Below are 17,152 nucleotides of genomic sequence, written 5' to 3'. Positions count from 1 at the left end.
GGAGAAAGTACGCAGATGCGCGCACGTTGCCTCAACCGTCGAACTCATCCCATTTAGCGAGTAAATCCGCGGGAATGATATGGGCGAGTTCTGAAAACCGTTTGCCCACCATTCGTTCCGACTGGCGCAGCAAAACAATGACGGGACTGCTCGGTTCGTTTTGCTCGAACCACCTGCGTGTTTCCTGTATGGCTGCGAGCGCGCTCCAGCGATCCATTGGAGAGGGCGCGGTGATTGGTGGATCGGCCGGCGCGTCGGACTTCGGTAGCGTTGCCGTAGCGACGCTGGACGGCGCCGATCCACGCGCGATGTCGTTGTCCTGCTCGTTGACGGCTGGTGCGGGCGCTGGCGTTGGCGCGGACGCGCCGCCGCCGTCCACCCTATGCTGCGCGAATGGCTGCAGCGCTCGGGACAACGCGCCGAGATCGGGCGCGTCGACGCCGAGCGTCTCATCGCACCATACGGCGATGCGTTGCGTCAGACACTGCGCTTCGACTAATGCGGCAATCGCTGCGTCGCGTCGGCCCCATAATTCCTTTAGCAAGCGGGCGACGGATTCAGGGGCGAGCGCGTCCTTCTGGCGCGGCGTCGCGAATGATTTTTCGATGTCGCGCAAATGCAGTTGCAGTCCCGCCGCCCTCGGCATCGGTATGTCGCGCGCATCGGCCAGCATGCCATCGGGTTCGACGAGCCCACCGATCGCGTTGGCGAACATCGCCGCGTCTCGTTCGCCTTCGAACACGGGCAGCGGGTGGAGCGCTTCGCCATAGCATTCGAACATCGCCATTAGCAAAGCCAGGCCATCGCGCAGGCCGGCCGCGCCGTCGAGCCGGGTTCGACACCGCAGCAGGATCACCGCGAGGCGGATGTCTTTCGTCCGCAGCAGCAGCGCGCGGCAATCGCGTTCGATGTCGGCCCAATTGGCCGTTGGCGGCACGTCGACGAAGTCGCCGTACTGCGCTTCGGCGCGTGGAGCCGCGGCCGCCTGCAGCATCACGAAAGCCGGGTCGTATTCGAGATCGGGACCGCAAGGCGCGGGCGCCGACACCGGTTCGAGCAGATCGGCGTAGCGCAGCGCGACGGTGGGAGTGTTGGCGTTCATGCGAAGGAACTCCGGGGTCGGTCGTTGTACTGTTCAGGTTCGAAAACCATCCCGACGACGGGAAGGTCGCCGACGGAATCACCGAGCCATGTCGAGTAGCCGAGTCTCTGCGACGTGCCGATGCAGGCAGCCGGCGCCGCACGTGGGTTGACGAGCAGCCTGACCTCCCACGCGTATTCATGGCCGACGAAGGCCCGCACCCATTCGACGAACGTCGGCAAGTCCTCGCCGTGCGGCGTGAGGCGCAGATACTGATCGAGGTCGAGCGGACCCACGACGAGCCGGAACTTGTGTTGCCGGTCGGGAATGGCCTCGCCAAGCTGCGCGCATTCACCGATGATCGCCGCGGGCCCCGGCACCCCCAGCCTCGTATGTTCCGATGCGGACAGGTGGATCCAGTGCGGCACGAATTCTTCGATGGTCATCGGAACACCGAAGTAATGCGAGAGCGTCGCCGCGATGCCGTGCGGCGTTCGCGCCTCCCGCACGAGGTGCGCCGCCGCGCTATAGCGCGAGTGCGTGGGCAGGCAGGACTGCTTCGCCTCGGCCGGCTCGACGCCGATCAGACTGGCGACGTAGAACGAAAACGTTTCGTCGCTGGCACGGTCGAGCGACGCGGTGGCTTGCCCCGATGCCCACGCGCGATAAAACTGCGACAGCGCGCGGTGATGGAACAGATCGACGAGCCCGACGAGCGCATGATCCTGGTGGCTTTCCACCCGACTGTGAGCCAGCTCCGTCATATGCAGCGGCAGCGGCCCTTGCGGCCCCCACAGGCCGAGCCCGAACAACCGCACATCGAGCCGACCGTCTCGCGTGCCGAGCGACGCGATTTCGCGCGGCGCAAAGGCCAGTGTGGGCTGCTGACCAATCCGGAACGGCTCTTCGTGCGGCAGGCTCGCGGTGCCCGGCAACGGCATCAGCGGGTCACGCGCGGCGATCGCGCGCAGCAGGCTCAGGAAGCCGGACTGCCACGGCGTGTCGGGATCGAACCACGCGTCGAGCGATTGCGGATCGAGCGATGATCGCGTCGGCGCGACGGCGCTCGCAAAAGTCCCCTCCATGCTCATACCGCTCCGCGTCCGCCCATGCGTGGCCGCCATTGGGCGATCAGGCCACGTTGCATCGAACGAAGTTCGGTTTCGGTGAACACGTTGATCGAAACGTGGCGCGCGAGGTAGTGCTCGAGCACGAGGCCGAATAGATACGGGCTGATGCCTGAGAAGCCGGTTTCATCGACCGTCAGTTCGCAGCGCACGCCACGCCCATAGACGAGTAGTCCGTCGCCTGGCAGACGCCGCACCACCGGTTCGGTGCGTGCACCGACCAGTGCCTCGATTTGCCGTGCCTGTTCGCGCTCGCCTGGCGCGATGAAAAGGCCGAGCATGTTGCGCAACGCCTGGCCGCCGTCGCCGTGGTCGAGTTCGGCGAGCGGCATGTAGTTGAAGCTCAGCTGCCGGATCAGACGCCACGCCGTTTCACCGCTCGCGTAAGGCGCGCGCGGCGCGCTCGGTGCATGCACGAGGCGCACGCCCTCGATCGGCACGGAGTCGGACATCGTGAGATCGGTTTTGCCGTTACGCGGGATCAGGCGCGGCAGGTCGCGGTTCGTGACCCACGCTTCGACCGACAGGTAGCGGATGTCGTCACCGTACGGCGCCTCCGCCTGATCGACGAGCGACACGTAGACCTCGGTGCCGATATACGGCGTACGGGTGCCGTACCTGCGTGCGTTGGACGACAAAGCGCGCTGCTCGCGACGCACCGAGAAATAGCGGCCGTGGTTGCCCACGTCGCTATGCAGGGTCTGATAGAGCGCATTGAATTCGACTTCGAGCGATGTTTGCGCTCGCTGACCGAATACGCGCGACACCGAAAAAATCTCATAGTCGAGCGGACGGGTGCGGTCGGCGAGCAGATGAAAATCGGTTTGCGCGCGATTGATTTCAACGCGATCAGTGCGTTTGCGAAACAGGTTGACGACCGGCGTACAGAACAGCAGGAAGCGCGCTGCATCGACGTGCGCGGCCAGCTCTTCCGGCAGACGGTCGAGCAGCAGCACGATCTCGGCTTCCGTGCTATCAACGCGCGCGAGACCGGCCGCAAGCTGCGTCAGCGCGAAGAAATAGAAGCGCTGGCGGCATGCGAAGTATTCCTGCAGCAGGTTGTGGCCGTGAAACGTATTCCATGTAAGCGGCAGCAGGCACTGTTCCGCTTGCAGACCTTCAAAGTCGACGGGTGTTTTCGCGACCACGTGCCCTTCGTCTCTCGACGCACCGTACGCGCGCACGACCGAAGCGACGCTACCGGCATGGATCAGCTCGAACAGATGCGAAGCGATCCGTTCGTCGCCACCGATGTAAATGGGCAGCCGGTCGAAGTTCGTCATCTGGTTGAACTTCACTTCGCCGGTTGTGCGCAGGCGCAGCCGCAATGCGCCGTGCAATTGCATGTGCGGCAACAGATGGCGATCGGTGTCGGGGATATCCGGGGGCACGGCGGTAAGCCGGGCTTCAACGATGTCGATAGGCCATAGCATGACGTCCTGGCTGCTGCGGAATTCGCACGCGGTTTGCTCGCCGGGCGGGATCGCCGAGCGCAGCATGCTATGCCGGGGCACCTTCAGTCCTTTCGTGAAATCGCCTTCACGCAGGCTCGGACGCAACTGCGCGACGGCGATCGCCGGCGTCGGCGCGACGTAATTCGGATAGATCACTTCGAGCAGGCGCTGCGTAAAGCGCGGAAACTCGGCGTCGAGTTTGATCTGCGTGCGCGCCGACATGAAGCAGAATGCCTCGATGAGCCGCTCCACATAGGGGTCGGCAACGTCGATGCCCTCCATGCCGAGGCGGCGTGCGATTTTCGGGTGCTGCGCGGCGAACTCGCCGGCCATTTCCCGCATGTAGGTCAGTTCGCGGCTGTAGTAGTCGAGAAATTGCGGGTCCATGTCAATTTCCCTTACCGGATTGCGGGTCGAACGTGACGTGATTCATTTCGATATCGAATGCGCTCTGAATGCGAAATTCCAGTGGATAGGGCGACCAGCGCATGAGGCCATGAATCTCGAACACGAGCTGGTTGTAGCGCACCGGGTTCTTGCTATCGAGCGGCCGGATGCGCAACGACTCGGGAATCAGACGCGGCTCGAAGCGCACGATTGCGTTGCGTACCATCTTCTCGACGGTTTCCCAGTTGCGACTGGCGAGGTAGCTACCGGACAACGCGGGAATGCCGTAATTGACGACCGACTCGGCTAGCATCGGGTAGCGCGCGATGTCCAATTCGTCGTCCAGATTCGTCGTGTTGAGCAGCAGGCTCAGATCACGCTGGATGATGCGGCGCATGCCTTCGCTGTTCGGTGCATAGGTCTCTGGCCGCTCGCTGCGCCGCGCGGGCGCATCGTCGAGCAGACGGTCGATCAGCGACGGCATATAGGCTTGCCGGTGCCGCGCGTCTGACGTGGTCATACGCGCTCGTCGTAATTGAACCGGCATTCGCCGATGTCGAGCAGGCCGACGTCGCCCTTGTCGGTGCTCCAGGTTTTCTGGCCGAGCGCGATCACGCCGGTTTCCCCAACGTCTTTCCAGGTGGTTTCGCGCGAGAGCCGGGTGGCAGTGGGGCCAGTTTCGGAGCCGGGATAGCGCACCGGCAGATAGCCGCTCAGCACGGTCGCGTCCCTTAGGCCCACGACGGCCGAGCGCCAGACGAGGTCGGTCAGCGCGGTGACCGGACCGAATGTCAGCGATTTCAGCGAGTCGAACGGCACCCAGCGATAACCGCCCGCGACGGTCAGCTCACACACGGGCCCCAGCCGGCTGTCGCTATCGGTCAGCCACTCGAATTCGCCGATCTGCGTGCTTTCGCCGCGCGTGGCCGGCGCGGCGTTCAACGCGGCGCCGCGCAGTTCGTCGGCTGCGGCGAGGTTGCCCTCGCCGAGCTTGGCGTTGGCTTGCAGCAGCGTTTTCACCCACTCGGGCAACGGCTCGATCTCGCCCGGCGTGCGCTGACCCGCGAACACCTCGGCGCGGAACATCTCGCTGCGAATCAGCCCGCGATACATCTGGGCGCGAGATGTGCCTTCCGGCTCGAGCGTGGCCCACGTCTGCAGCTGCTGTAGCGCGCGGCTCCATTCGCCGTCAAGGCACAACAGCTCGAACAGCAGCCAGCGCTCGCACACGTTCGACGGATGCTTGCGAACGTTGTCGATGGTTCGCTCCTTCAGTTCGCCGTAAGTCTGCGCGTCGAGCAGGCTGCCAAGGGTTGGAGTGTCAGGGTTGGGCGGGGCAGCGGATATTCTCATCTGAAAATTCTGGCTCTTCGTATTCGATCGATTCAGGCATCGCGATGTGGCTGTCCATACTGACCAGGTGATGTTCTTCGCGCGCGAGCCGCGCGGCCCTGCTTGCACGGTGGGCCGGCATTCCGTGCGGCGCGAGCAGCGAGAGGATCTCGTGCGTTTCGTCAGCCTCGAAAATCTGCTCGGCACCGAACGAGTCAAGGCTATCGAGCAGGGTGTCGATGTTCTCCCCCTTCGTCAGCAGATCGAACACGGACGCTTCCGGATGCGACGGATCGACGAGTTCGGCGAACGGATCGGGAGGTGATCCGATGATCGACTCGCTATCAGCTTCGGGCGACGCCTTCGGCTCGGGCGCGTGGTCGCTCTTCTGGCTCAGCAGCGCGTCACGGTATTCGAGCGTGAGCGCGGCGAGCGGGTCCGCTTCGTCGATGTCGGCTGCCGGAAGCATTGCCTTACCGTCGTGGCCGCTGAGTTGCGCTGAATGCGGTTCACGCCACGAGTGCAGCGGATCGTCATCGTCATCGGCTGCTAGCGCGATCAGGTCGCTGAAGTCATCCGGCTTCATGAGCAGGGGCTCGATCCGGTCCACGGGCGGATTCACGCTCGACGGAGGTGCTGGGACGGAGGCTTCAGACGCGTTCGCTTTCTCGAGAGGCGGGTTCGGTAACAAATCGGGCATAGGCTGAAGGTCGGGATGCGTTCCCGGACCAGCGTCGGACGAACACTCCACGCCGGCGTGACGGTTTCGCGAAACGGTACGAACGTTTCCGAGAGACTGGATGGTTCGTGCGAACGTTCTTAGCGCGCCCGCTTCGAAGGGCGAATGGTCCCAGCGAGCGTGATATCCAGTCATGGCGTGGCCGGTATGCAATGGCAAATCAGGTTTGCCCGGAAAGCGCGCATTGGTAAAAGACTCTCCCGACAAGAAATAAAAGGATCACCAACTAAAAATGCGGGTTGGCGCCTGGAAGATGTGAATGCTACTTCGCGCACCTTGAGCGGAATATGGGCGACGGCCCAAATACACGCAGCGATCGACCGGCTATCCTTTGTCACTCGATCAGTGTGGCCAGCGTGCTTTCTCGGATACCTGCGCGCAGAGCGCCGGATGCCAAGGCAGGGCCACGCCGTTTCCGGAACAAACATCTTTACCTGCAACATCATCATGTCCATTTCACGCCACGCGTTGTTCGGCAAGCTCGGCGCGACGCTCTTCAGAAGCATCGAATCCGCTACGGCGTTTTCCAAGCTGCGCGGCAACCCGTATATCGAATTGGTGCACTGGCTGCACCAGTTGCTCGCGCAGTCCGATGGCGACCTGCACCGCATCGTCAGACACTGCGGCATCAGCCGCGAACTGCTCGAGCGGGACCTGCAGACGGCGCTCGCCGCGCTGCCGTCGGGCGCGAGCGTGCTCACGGATTTTTCGCATCATGTCGAGACGGCAATCGAGCGAGCGTGGGTCGTCGCGACGCTGGCATTCGGCGACGGCCGGATTCGCGGTGCGTGGCTGATGGCGGCGCTTGTCGAGACGCCGGAATTGCGGCGCTTGCTGCTGGCCATTTCGCCGGAGTTCGGCAAGCTTGCCGTCGACGGCCTTCACGATGCGTTGCCGGGCTGGATTGCCGATTCCCCCGAAGCGGAAGACACCCCGTACGACCGGAGCGACTTTTCGTCCGCGGTGCCGGGCGAGGCGTCCGGTGTGCTCGCAGCATCGGCGAAGGGCGCGACACTTGCACAGTTTTGTGCGGATCTGACCGCACGCGCGCGCGCCGGTGAAATTGATCCGGTGGTTGGCCGCGAAGTCGAGATTCGCACGATGATCGATGTGCTGTTGCGCCGGCGTCAAAACAACCCGCTTCTGACCGGCGACGCCGGGGTTGGCAAGACCGCGGTGGTCGAAGGCCTCGCGCGCGCTATCGCGGCCGGCGAAGTTCCACCGAAACTTGCCGACGTGCGGCTGTTGAGCCTCGACGTCGGTGCGCTGCTTGCCGGCGCGAGCATGAAGGGCGAGTTCGAGGCCAGGCTGAAGTCGGTACTCGAGGAGGCGGCGAAGTCGCCGGCGCCCGTCGTGCTGTTCGTCGACGAGATTCACACGCTGGTCGGCGCCGGCGGTCAGGCCGGCACCGGCGACGCGGCAAATCTGCTGAAACCGGCGCTCGCCCGTGGTACGTTGCGCACGATCGGCGCGACGACGTGGTCCGAGTACAAGCGGCACATCGAGAAGGACCCGGCGCTCACGCGGCGCTTTCAGGTGCTGCAGATCGCCGAGCCCGAGGAGCCGTCCGCGATCGATATGGTCCGCGGACTCGCGCGCACGCTCGCGAGCCATCATGGCGTCGTGGTTCTCGACGAAGCGATTCGCGCAGCCGTGACGCTATCGCATCGCTATATTCCGTCGCGTCAGTTGCCGGACAAGGCGATCAGCCTGCTCGACACCGCCTGCGCGCGGGTCGCGCTATCGCAGCATGCGCCGCCGCGCGAATTGCAGCGGATTCGCGAGCGGTTTCAAGCCGCGCGCGTCGAAGCCGAGCTGCTCGGGAACGAGGTGCGCATCGGGCTTGGCAGCGAGGCCGCGTTGGCCGACGTCAACGCGGCGATCGAAACGCTCGAGTTCGAGGAACGTGTTGTCGAAGCCGCCTGGCGGGGCCAGTCCGAGGTGGCGAAGGCGCTAGCAAGCGCGCGCGAGGTCGTGAGCGGGCGCGCCGTGGAAGGCGAACCTGAGTCCGGCGCGCGCGATAGCGCGGCGAGCGAGCTGCAGACGTTGCGCGAGCTGGAGCGGACGTTATCGAACCTGCAGGCGGAGACGCCATTCGTGTTTCCGGAAGTCGGCGAAGCGATCGTCGCCGACATCGTCTCTGACTGGACCGGTATTCCAGTCGGACGCATGATTACCGACGAAGTCAGCGCCGTTCAGATGCTGCCCGCCACGCTGGCGGCGCGCGTGATCGGCCAGCACGACGCGTTGCAGCAGATCGGCGAGCGCGTGCAGACGGCGCGCGCCGGGCTCGCGGACCCGCGCAAGCCGCTCGGCGTGTTCCTGCTCGCGGGGCCGTCCGGCGTTGGCAAGACGGAAACCGCGCTCGCATTGGCCGAAGCGCTCTACGGCGGCGAGCAGAATCTGATCACGATCAACATGAGCGAGTACCAGGAGGCGCATACGGTCTCGGGACTCAAGGGCGCGCCGCCTGGCTACGTCGGTTACGGCGAGGGCGGCGTGCTGACCGAAGCGGTGCGCCGGCGTCCGTACTCGGTCGTGCTGCTCGACGAGATTGAAAAGGCACACGGCGACGTGCACGAAATGTTCTACCAGGTGCTGGACAAGGGTTACATGGAAGACGGCGATGGTCGCTTCATCGATTTCCGCAATACGACCATCCTGATGACCAGCAACGTCGGCGCCGATCTGAGCGCGAGCCTATGCGCGGATGAAGTGCTAGCGCCGGATTTTGAAGGTCTGCGTTCCGCGCTTTCGACGGAATTCCTGAAGGCGTTTCCGGCGGCCTTCCTCGGGCGCGTGACGCTGGTGCCATATCGTCCGCTGGGCTCGGATTCGCTCGCGCGGATCGTGCGTTTGCATCTCGATCGAGTCGTTCGGCGCATGGCGGACAACAACCGCATCGCGCTGAGTTATGCGTCGGAGGTGGTGGACTACATTGTCGGTCGCTGCCTCGTGCACGAGACCGGTGCGCGTCTTTTGATCGGCTTTATCGAACTGCACGTGCTGCCGCGCCTCGCACGGCAGTGGCTCGATGCGTTTGCAGCGAAAAGCGCGCTCACGCATATGACAATCGAGGTGACCGATCCCGCTGCGGCACCTGCTGACGCGCTGGTGGTCCGCGCTGGCCGATAACGCGTGCGTCCGGATTTATTCAGAGTTGTTTCCTTTGGCATTTTTTTTGCAGGGCATTAGTGCTCGCTTTTGACATCGTTTTCACATTATGCATGTTCAATGCCATGCGGCATGGTCGCCCCATCGTCACAAATCGCCAATCGGAGGGAACCTTAAAAATTGCTCGCGCTACTTGATCGGAATAGTCTATAAAGACAAAAAGGTCCGCATCATGCATTTGCCGCGCCCGAAATGAGGAGGACAAATGAAACGCGCCGAACGGCGGGCGTGTGACTTTAAACGAGCCATTGAACCCGATGCATGTCTTTCATACAGTAGGAAATGCGCGCGCCGCATCGACATGCGGTCATGGTAGATTTTCAGCGCGCTGCCATGCTAATCGTATGCGCCATCCATAGCGGGCAACCATAGGTCGAAATCCGTTACGCCTTTCAATTGCAACCGGAATGACTGGAGAACAACAATGCTCTTCTTTAATGATGGTTTCACATTCCCGAATTTTCTGGCCGACGTTTTCTCCATCTTCATCTTTATTCTGTGGTTCTGGCTGTTGATCACGGTGTCGAGCGACCTGTTCCGCCGTCATGACGTGTCCGGATGGGGCAAGGTTCTGTGGGTGATTTTCCTGATCATCCTTCCGTATATCGGCATCTTCGCGTATCTGCTCACGCAGCATCGCGGCATGGCGGAACGCGATCAGGCGCGGGCCAAGCAGGTGCGCGAAGATCTGCGCAATGTGGTGGGCTTCAGCGTCGCCGACGAAATCGAGAAGCTCGACAAGCTGAAAGCGTCCGGTTCCATTTCCGCGGACGAGCACTCGCGTTTGCGCGCTAAGCTGGTGCAGTAAGCGTCGGTTACCTGACTGCAGCCATCGACGAGCGGGCGCACAGCCCGTGTCGCGTTGGCTTTTGCGCGCTAAGGGTTTCCAGATCGACGCGCGATCGAACGTAACGGGAGGAACCCATGCTTACCCGCCTCGCCCACGTTCGGAACACTGGTGCACGTACCGCGCGCACGCAGCTGACGTTGCGCCGCGCCGCGCTGACGTGCGTGACGGCGTTGATGCTCGCGGCTTGCGCGCAACCGTGGCAGCAATTCCAGGCCGGCCAGGATCAAGCCGCGATCATCGCCCGCATGGGTCCGCCGCGCGAAACCTATGACTTGCCCGGAGGCGGCCGCCGGCTGATGTGGCCGACCCAGCCGATGGGCTCGACAACCGTCGCCGCCGACATCGACGCTTCAGCCAAGATCGTGAGCGTGCGTCAGGTTTTGCAGTTGAGCGAATTCAATCGCGCGGAAATCGGCAAATGGACGCGCGACGATGTGCTGACCAATTTCGGCCGCCCCGTGCAGACACAGTTTTTCCGGCTCTCGCAACGCGAAGTCTGGTCATACCGCTACATCGAAAACAACATCCACCACATGCTGTTCAATTTTGCGTTCGATACCAATGGCGTGTTGCGCGCGACGCAGCGCTCGCCTGATCCATTGCGGGATCGCGATTTGCGACGATTCTGAACCGCAAGCTATAGCAACGACTCAATTGGCATAATCGACAGCATCCAGACACCGAGCCGGGCGTACCACGTCGTATTCGGTTCGGTGTCGTGGCGGGTTTCGACACCGTCGTTGGTTTCGATCCAGTGCAGCTTGCCGTTTGCGTCCAGATGCACCGCGTACGCGACCGTCGGCAGTAGCGCGAGAAACTTGCGATCGACCCGCGTCGCGAGATCGGGACTGTCGATGACGAGGCCAAGCTCGGTATTCAGATGCGCGGAGCGCGGATCGAAGTTGAACGAACCGACGAAAACCCGCTGGGAATCGACGATGAAAGTTTTCGCATGCAAGCTCGAACCGGAGCTGCCGAACGGCCCCGGCGACTGTTCTTTCTTCTGGGTGACACCCGCGACGCGCCGCAATTCGTACAGGTGCACGCCGTTTTGCAGCAACTCGACACGCCGCCTGATATAGCCCGAGTGCACGGCGGCGACATCGGTCGCTTCGAGCGCGTTCGTCAACACGCGCACATCGACGCCCTGAGCGGCGAGGCCGCTCAGATACTGTGTGCCCGTATTCGCCGGCACGAAGTAGGGCGAGACGAGGTCGAGCGACTTCGTCGGCTGGCCCATCACTTCGCGTAGCTGGTGCGAGATCAGCGCTTCCGGCGGCGCGTCGTTCAGGCCTTTCGCGGGGTCGTCGCTGATCATCTTCGTTTTGGCCCAATCGAGCGGCAGCTTGTCGTCGAGCAGGTTCTGCACGACGCGCGGGCCGCGCAGCGCTTCCTTATACTCCGCGGCGGCAGGGTCCTGTTCGATCGCCTTCGCCTCGCGCTCCAGCGTGGCCAGTTCGTCGACGCTCTCGTGCGGCAGGATCTTGTCGACCGGATACGCCGACGCGCTTGCCCAATAGCGGTCGAAATCGCGCGACACGTCGGCCGCGGCCGGTCCGATCGCGAGGACGTCGAGATCGGCGAACACGACGCCGTCGGTGGCATCGAAGTACTCGTCGCCGATGTTGCGGCCGCCGAGGATCGTCGCGGTGGCGTCGGCGGTCAGCGACTTGTTGTGCATGCGCCGATTGGCGCGTGAGAAGTCGGTCACGAAGCCGAGGAATTTCGGGTTGCGCACGACGAACGGGTTGAACAGGCGCACCTCGATGTTCGGATGCGAGTTGAGCGCCGAGAGTGTCGGGTCGAGCGCGGACGCGATGCCGAGATCGTCGAGCAGCAGGCGCACCCGCACGCCCCGGTCCGCCGCTTCGTGGATCTGTTCGAGCAGCAGCGTGCCGGTCAGATCGTCGCGCCAGATGTAGTACTGGATGTCGAGCGTGCGTTGCGCGGAACGGATCAGATCCATGCGCGCGGCAAACGCGACATGCGCATCCGCCAGCGGATAAATGCCCGCGAATCCCGCGTGCGCGGCCAGCTCGGGCGCGACCGCGCGACCGAGATCCGTGGTGGCCGCCACCGCGGGCGACAACGCATGCGACTCCTTGCGGTCCTCGAGCGACGGTAACCGCGCACAGCCGGCGAGCAGGCTTGCGCACAGCAGCGCGCACAGCGCGTCCTTCCATCGACGATGCGGGAACGACGGGTGGTGTATCTGCGCTTGCATGGAGTCCGGGTCTTCCTTTGGGTCGCGCGTTCTTGCACGCAGCTTGCATTGGTTGAGAAGAATACTATGAGCGCATGTCCATCGGTGCGCCGCCCGACGCCCTTGTTGCGCCAGGCGCTTTGTCCGATGATACGGGCAGGCTGCGCGAATTCGAACGGGGGCCAACCCGGCCGCGCATCGACCGGATAGTTTCTGTGCGCGCGAGCGTGATCCGTTTCGCGTCAGCGTAACCGGTCGTCGAGAGGTGTAAAACGTCCCGGTTCACGGCGCCTTCGAGCGTTTCGCCCACTGTGGAGTCGAGCAACGTGAAGATCTCCCGCTTGCTGCTGGCTAGCGTGCTGCTTTTCGTGGCGGGCACCGTGCTGCAGCTGATATGGCCGCTCGCGCAGCCGGCCTCCTATCACCACTTCGCCGATCAGCGCTCGCTGGGGCCGCTGCACAATGCGGCGGACGTGCTGTCGAACGTCGTCATTCTGATCGCCGGCGTGCTCTGTCTGCGCTGGGTCGGGCGTCATGCGTCGAACCAGCCGGCGCAATTTCCCGGCATGGTCGTCGCCGCGTTCGGGCTGCTCTTCACCGCGTTCGGCTCGGCTTACTACCACATGGCGCCGAACGATGCGACGCTGGTCTGGGATCGCCTGCCGATGACGATCGTGTTCGCCGGCATTCTCGCGATGCTATGGACGTCGTGGAGCGCACAGCGCGTCGGCTGGGCGCAGATGCTGATCATGGTGGTCGTGTCGCCCGCCACCGTCGGCTACTGGCTCGTGTTCAACAGCCTGTGGCCTTACGCGATTCTTCAGTTCGGCGGGCTCATGCTGATCGTCGGCATGACGCTCACGCGGAAGGTGGACGGTGTAATCGCATGGACGCTCGTGATCGTCTTCTACGGGGTCGCGAAGATTTTCGAAAGCCTCGATTGGCAGATCTGGGAGCTCACGCATCACGTGATCGCCGGTCATGCGTTGAAGCATGTGTCGAGCGGTCTCGCCGGCGCGTCGATGATTCTGGTCGCGAACGCGGCGCCGCGCTGCGTCGCGGGCATCGCGCCGGGCCGGCCGGGCGGCATCGGGCATTCGGGTACGCCGCGTTGAAGCCGCGTCACGGCGAAGTGACGCGGCCTGCGGCGGGTGTTACTGCGGCTCGTACCACGAATACGTCGCCAACGTGCTCACCGGCGGCGTGCCGATCTGCAGCGTGATGTCGCGCAACGACGTCAGTTCGATATTGCGCAAGTCGCCCATATAGCGGCGCGAGTCGCCGTTGTCGTTGATATACGCGACCACGTCGCCCATGATGCCCGCGACGTTCGTGTTCGTCAGCGGCTCGCCCCAGATATCGAAGAAGTCGCCGAGCGTATAGGTTTTCTGGTCCGGCGCTTCGATATGGATGATGCCGGTGTTGTCGTGCGTGTGCATCTCATACGTGCATTGCGACAGGATGCCGACGTTCGCCGGCAACGCGAGCCATTGCCCGTCCTTGATGATCGCGAGGTGCGCGTGCACGTGGTACAGCACACTCATGTTCGGCGCGCAGGTCAGGCCGTCGACCGGCGAGCCATTGCCGCCCGTCGACGTCGTGCCGTTCGGCCAGAACGACGAGCCGACCACGCCTCCGAAGACGAGCGTGATCGGGTTCGGGTCGAACGGCGGCGGATCGGTCCACGAATAGGTGGGCACTTGTGTGACAGGCGTGCCGACCATGATCGTGATTTCGTCGTGCGGCTTTAGCACGAGGCTCGCGGGGTCGCCCGTGTATTGCGTGAGCGTGCCGCCGTCGTTCACGTAGATCGCGATCGGCGGGGCGGTCAGGCCGGCCACGTTCGACGCACTCAGCGGCTCGCCCCAGATCGAGAAGAACTGGCCGAGCGTATAGGTCGCGCCGGTCGTCGCGTCCATATGGATCTTGCCGCTCGAATCGACCGTGTGCACCGGATACGCGCAGCCAGTCGGCGCGCTTATGGTCGGCTCGACCATGCCGATGTTGGGCGGCAGCGTCAGGAGTTGCCCGTTCTGGTAGATCGAGACGTGCGCATACGTGTACGCGGTGCTGCGCAACGCGCAGTTCAGTCCGCCGACCGGCTGACCGGTTCCGCCCGTTGACGTAGCGCCCGCGGGCCAGATGGCGGCGCCGAGTGTCGTGCCGTCGATGATCGGCGTCGCGGCGGCGAGCTTGGGCGTCGTCGCGCTCGCATCCGACGCGCTCGACGGGCTTGACGCAGGTGTTGGACTCGATGCCGGTGTCGGGCTCGACGCGGGCGCCGGACTCGATGCGGGCGTGGTCGCGCCGGCCGCTCCGTTCGAGCCGGTGCTGCCGGGTTCCGCGCCGCTGCCGCCACCACCACCGCCACAAGCGGACAATGTCCAGATCAAACCCAATGCGAAGAATCGCGAACCCAGCCGTTGCAGCATCTCGTTCTCCATGCGGTGAGGTGAGAGGGATGCGTGCAGCGGACATCACGCACAGACCTGGTGCGGACATCGCACCGCGACGCGCGGCGCGGGCTTCACTGCGTGGATTGGACCAAGCGCTACCACCGCGTGGCGCAGGCGCTCGCGTCGGATCACGTCAGGTGATTGAAACCGATTAAAACAGCGTAACAGAAGGGTTTCACCAGCGAATGCGGCTCATCACAACGTTTCGCGACATTCTGCTGGCGCATTTCGAGGTATCGGCCTGAAGCTTGCGGACGGAACGATCTGGCGCGCTTTTTATGTGAGCTGTCATCGTTCTGTGCGAAGATCAGTTCTGCCCATCGCGCGGCCCGCTGTGTAAGGGGCTCGTACGGCGGGCGCGTGCGCGGCGATCGCCTTCATCCTCGCGTTGAGCCCGGGCGCACCTGTTTGCGGATTCATGGAGCACTGACCAATGACCGACAGATTGCAAGCGTCCGTATACGTAGTGGTGCTGCTGCTGATTGTGGGCTGGGTGCTGTATATCGGGCGTGCGGTTTTCGTGCCGATCGTGTTCGGCGCGATCGCGGTGTACCTGGTGGTCGACCTCACGCGGCTGCTGCAACGCATTCCGGTGATCGGCCCGCGTCTGCCGGTGCAGTTGCGCTATGGACTGTCGATGTTCCTGATCGGCGCCGCGATCTTCTTCGCGGTCGATATGCTGGTCGCCAACTATGACGCGCTCGTCGCGCTCGCGCCGCGCTACCAGGACTCGCTCTTGCTGATGATCCACAAGATCTCGACGCTGCTGCACCTCGAAAGCGAGCCGACCTGGGAGTCACTGCGGCGGAACATACTCACACAGCTGAACATTCAGGCGATGGTCACGGGTCTGCTGGCGTCGCTGTCGTCGATGATCATCGACCTGTTCGTGATCGTGCTGTATGCGAGTTTTCTGCTGTTCGAGCGCCGGACGTTCGGCGATAAGCTCGCGAACATGACCGCCAATTCGACGAACGCGGCGCGCATTCGCGGCGTGGTCATCGACATCAACCGACGCATTGGCGCCTATCTCGCGCTGAAGACTTTTCTCGGCGTGCTGCTCGGGGGGCTCTGCTGGCTCGCGATGCGCAGCGTTGGCCTCGAGTTCGCCGGGCTGTGGGCGATACTGACCGCGCTACTGAACTATGTGCCATATATCGGCTCGGTGCTCGCGGTTGCGTTCCCTGTGCTGATGTCGGTACTGCAGTTCGGCGACCTGAATTCGATCCTGGTCGTGCTGGTTTCGCTGTCCGCGATTCACTTCGTGATCGGCAATATTCTCGATCCGTATCTGACGGGCAACTCGCTGAACCTCAGTCCGTTCGCGATCGTCGCGAGCATGGCGGTGTGGTCGGCGTTATGGGGCGTACCGGGCGCTTTTCTCGCGGTGCCGATCACTGCCAGCATGACGATCATTTTCTCCGAGTTCGAAATGACGCGGCCGGTTGCGGTGCTGCTGTCCAAAAACGGCCGACTCACTTATGGCAAGACCGAGCAGACCGCTTGAAGAATTGCGTGAACTTCGCGTCGAAAGCCGCAGAAGGTCACGATCGTTCTTTGCGCGGCGGCCGGTCGGACATCGGCGCAGGAAGAGTCACGTGGAATCGCGTGATGACGCGCTATAGCCGCGATACCGACGTAATTCTCGGCGGCATCGGCTATCGGTTCTAATGCGAACTCATGTCCCGCTCACACGACCCTGAAGTCCAGCCTCTTTCCCTCTCGGGCGGCGCCGAAGCACTCGAAGACCCTGCGCTGCTGCGCCGCCTGCTGCGTGCGAAAGACCGCATCGATGCCGCGTCGCACGAAGCCTGGCCGGTAAGGCGTCTGGCTGAAGTCAGCGGGGTGTCGGAAGCGCACTTCGCGCGCTCGTTCAAGCGGGCCTTCGGTGTGCCGCCGCATCGCTATCTGTTGACGCGGCGTATCGAGCAGGCCACCACCTTGCTGCGTGACACCGACCTCGGCATCACGGACATCGCGTTCGCGACCGGCTGGGAAAGCCTCGGCACGTTCGGCCGCGTGTTTCGCGATATCACCGGCCTGAGCCCGAGCGAGATGCGCGTGCAGTCACGCGCCAATCAGGCCGACCTCGATCGCGTGCCCGCCTGTGTGCTGAAAGCCGCTCAGCGCCCGGACCTGACGACCGCCGTTCTGGAAAAGCGCCGCCGCGCGAACGACGACGCTGCCGAGCCTCCTGCCAGCGAGAAGTCGTGAATCAGGCAGCGCTCGCGTTCGACGCGCCGTGATGCCGGAATCCGCATGTTCGGTGCGGTTTCCAACCAAGACCCGCCCATTTCGGCTTCCTATACTCGTTCGACCAAGCCCGGTGCCACGGCGCCCCCTTTCTGG

Annotated in this window: 15 protein-coding genes; 7 read left to right on the top strand and 8 right to left on the bottom strand. The window is 63.5% G+C overall.

Translation table 11 applies throughout. The features are described from left to right. Nucleotides 1-31: 31 nt before the first annotated feature. Genes BC1002_RS30805 through BC1002_RS30780 form a run of 6 tightly spaced genes read right to left on the bottom strand, consistent with a single transcriptional unit; the run spans nucleotide 32 to nucleotide 6,255 of the window. The gene (locus tag BC1002_RS30805; protein ID WP_013093889.1) at nucleotides 32-1,102 is read right to left on the bottom strand and encodes a type VI secretion system protein TssA; all 1,071 of its coding nucleotides are present in this window, start codon (nucleotides 1,100-1,102) and stop codon (nucleotides 32-34) included. Further along, on the bottom strand, nucleotides 1,099-2,166 hold the full coding sequence (gene tssG, locus BC1002_RS30800; RefSeq protein WP_013093888.1) for a type VI secretion system baseplate subunit TssG: 1,068 nt from the start codon (nucleotides 2,164-2,166) through the stop codon (nucleotides 1,099-1,101). Before tssG ends, BC1002_RS30805 begins: the two co-directional genes overlap by 4 nt. A 2-nt stretch (nucleotides 2,167-2,168) precedes the next feature. Further along, the gene (gene tssF / locus BC1002_RS30795) at nucleotides 2,169-4,049 is read right to left on the bottom strand and encodes a type VI secretion system baseplate subunit TssF (protein ID WP_013093887.1); all 1,881 of its coding nucleotides are present in this window, start codon (nucleotides 4,047-4,049) and stop codon (nucleotides 2,169-2,171) included. A gap of 1 nt (nucleotide 4,050) precedes the next feature. Then, a complete protein-coding gene (tssE, locus tag BC1002_RS30790) occupies nucleotides 4,051-4,569 on the bottom strand; it encodes a type VI secretion system baseplate subunit TssE (RefSeq protein ID WP_013093886.1) in 519 nt (172 codons plus the stop codon). Beyond that, entirely contained in the window at nucleotides 4,566-5,402 is an 837-nt protein-coding gene (locus tag BC1002_RS30785) for a type VI secretion system accessory protein TagJ (protein WP_013093885.1), read from the bottom strand. Before BC1002_RS30785 ends, tssE begins: the two co-directional genes overlap by 4 nt. Further along, complete coding sequence (locus BC1002_RS30780) at nucleotides 5,371-6,255, bottom strand: TagK domain-containing protein (RefSeq protein ID WP_238538030.1); 885 nt, start codon at nucleotides 6,253-6,255, stop codon at nucleotides 5,371-5,373. Before BC1002_RS30780 ends, BC1002_RS30785 begins: the two co-directional genes overlap by 32 nt. A gap of 312 nt (nucleotides 6,256-6,567) precedes the next feature. Between BC1002_RS30780 and tssH the strand changes: the two genes are divergently transcribed. From tssH to BC1002_RS30765, 3 genes are all read left to right on the top strand, one after another. After that, entirely contained in the window at nucleotides 6,568-9,255 is a 2,688-nt protein-coding gene (gene tssH / locus BC1002_RS30775; protein WP_041735677.1) for a type VI secretion system ATPase TssH, read from the top strand. Nucleotides 9,256-9,718: 463 nt separating this feature from the next. Continuing rightward, entirely contained in the window at nucleotides 9,719-10,102 is a 384-nt protein-coding gene (locus tag BC1002_RS30770) for a PLDc N-terminal domain-containing protein (protein ID WP_013093882.1), read from the top strand. A 116-nt stretch (nucleotides 10,103-10,218) separates the two neighbouring features. Next, nucleotides 10,219-10,773: a hypothetical protein gene (locus tag BC1002_RS30765; RefSeq protein WP_013093881.1), complete on the top strand. Its 555-nt coding sequence runs from the start codon at nucleotides 10,219-10,221 to the stop codon at nucleotides 10,771-10,773. An 8-nt stretch (nucleotides 10,774-10,781) separates the two neighbouring features. Here BC1002_RS30765 and BC1002_RS30760 read toward each other — a convergent pair whose 3' ends face one another. Beyond that, nucleotides 10,782-12,368: a phospholipase D family protein gene (locus BC1002_RS30760; protein ID WP_013093880.1), complete on the bottom strand. Its 1,587-nt coding sequence runs from the start codon at nucleotides 12,366-12,368 to the stop codon at nucleotides 10,782-10,784. Nucleotides 12,369-12,673: 305 nt separating this feature from the next. Between BC1002_RS30760 and BC1002_RS30755 the strand changes: the two genes are divergently transcribed. Beyond that, nucleotides 12,674-13,462, top strand: coding sequence for a hypothetical protein (locus BC1002_RS30755; RefSeq protein ID WP_013093879.1), 789 nt, complete (start codon nucleotides 12,674-12,676; stop codon nucleotides 13,460-13,462). Nucleotides 13,463-13,501: 39 nt separating this feature from the next. On the opposite strand, the gene BC1002_RS30750 is transcribed toward BC1002_RS30755, so the two are convergent. Further along, nucleotides 13,502-14,779, bottom strand: coding sequence for a hypothetical protein (locus BC1002_RS30750; RefSeq protein ID WP_013093878.1), 1,278 nt, complete (start codon nucleotides 14,777-14,779; stop codon nucleotides 13,502-13,504). Nucleotides 14,780-15,236: 457 nt separating this feature from the next. Between BC1002_RS30750 and BC1002_RS30745 the strand changes: the two genes are divergently transcribed. The 3 genes from BC1002_RS30745 to BC1002_RS30740 are packed head-to-tail and all read left to right on the top strand — an operon-like array spanning nucleotide 15,237 to nucleotide 17,017. Beyond that, nucleotides 15,237-16,310 carry an AI-2E family transporter gene (locus BC1002_RS30745; protein ID WP_013093877.1) on the top strand — a complete coding sequence of 358 codons (1,074 nt, stop codon included), beginning with the start codon at nucleotides 15,237-15,239 and terminating at the stop codon, nucleotides 16,308-16,310. Nucleotides 16,311-16,318: 8 nt separating this feature from the next. Further along, nucleotides 16,319-16,474 (top strand): hypothetical protein, encoded by a 156-nt coding sequence (locus BC1002_RS38065; RefSeq protein ID WP_157874822.1) that lies wholly within the window; start codon nucleotides 16,319-16,321, stop codon nucleotides 16,472-16,474. Nucleotides 16,475-16,483: 9 nt separating this feature from the next. Further along, complete coding sequence (locus BC1002_RS30740) at nucleotides 16,484-17,017, top strand: helix-turn-helix domain-containing protein (RefSeq protein WP_013093876.1); 534 nt, start codon at nucleotides 16,484-16,486, stop codon at nucleotides 17,015-17,017. Nucleotides 17,018-17,152 lie beyond the last annotated feature (135 nt).

It is taken from the genome of Paraburkholderia atlantica, assembly GCF_000092885.1.
GTDB lineage: Bacteria > Pseudomonadota > Gammaproteobacteria > Burkholderiales > Burkholderiaceae > Paraburkholderia > Paraburkholderia atlantica.
Note: the sequence above shows the minus strand (reverse complement) of the source record. Positions and strands in the feature narration are given on the sequence as shown.